Origin of the sequence: Bacillus sp. AP50 (assembly GCF_040492675.1) — a bacterium.
Lineage (GTDB): Bacteria > Bacillota > Bacilli > Bacillales > Bacillaceae_G > Bacillus_A > Bacillus_A cereus.
The window spans coordinates 1-1,014 of the sequence record NZ_JBEUTW010000580.1; the positions used below are offsets into that span (position 1 = coordinate 1).

Below are 1,014 nucleotides of genomic sequence, written 5' to 3' on the forward strand. Positions count from 1 at the left end.
CCATTAAGCTAAGCTTATATAAGTTTAGCTACTCCTTTTTTAATCTTGAATTTAAAAAAGAGTAGCAGGTAGTACGTTTATGTCTATATATCTAAAAACTGTGAATTCATGTATGAATTAAAAACTGCGGCGTAAGTACTACAGTTTCTTCCTTTTTCATTGAGTTTAAAATATTTAAGGTTCCGCACTTTTATTGTAGAGGACTTGTACTACGCGTTCATAACAATTTTATAGACATTTAGGATTTTGTTTTATGGGAAGCATTCTTGCTGTGGAATCGGGATTATAAATATAGATGAACGTGATTCAAATCAAAAAAAGGTACTCCTAGAAGTACCTTTTTTACTATTCTATATGTGCGAACGCTTTCAAAATTATTGGATATAAATTGATGTACGCATTGTATTAAATGGTGCATTTATAGATGTCTTTTGGTACTCAAAGGTTCCTTGTTGGTGTCCAGAAGCATCCCATTTATAATACCAGCCAACGATTGGTCTTCCCCCAATTATAGTGGAATCAATACTTTTTACATTAGAACCATTCATTTTAGCAAATGGGTTTTGGCCATAGCCCATTTCTTTCGTTGTAATATATAAATATTTTCCCCCGTGGTTACGCGATGTGCTGAAGCTGTTCTGATTAATTGTTTCTACCCCGCCTAGCTCAGACTCTACTTGTACGACGTTTAGTGAAGTAAGTGGTGCTGCTGGTCCAGCTGAAGCTTCTGTTGCCATCCCTAATCCGACGAACGCTGTGATTGCTAACGATGAAATCCCTAGTGCTGCTTTTTTTAACATAAAAACATCCCCTTCCATCTATTGTTTTCTCTTTCATTGTCAATATAATCCTAATAATTTTATATGTAAATAGATTGTAGCTGTATAAATATTAGTGTGAATATTCTATTATATATTTCTGCAATTCTATTACTCAATATGAATGATTTACAGTGTAAAACGAAATACACATTACAAATTGATTCTATTATTTTCATTATTAGCTAGCGTATAG

1 protein-coding gene is annotated in these 1,014 nt (G+C 33.1%); it reads right to left on the minus strand.

The annotated features are described in order from the left end of the window. Positions 1 to 374 precede the first annotated feature (374 nt). Entirely contained in the window at positions 375 to 800 is a 426-nt protein-coding gene (locus ABWK52_RS26865; protein ID WP_015382392.1) for a DUF4879 domain-containing protein, read from the minus strand. Between the last annotated feature and the right edge of the window lie 214 nt (positions 801 to 1,014).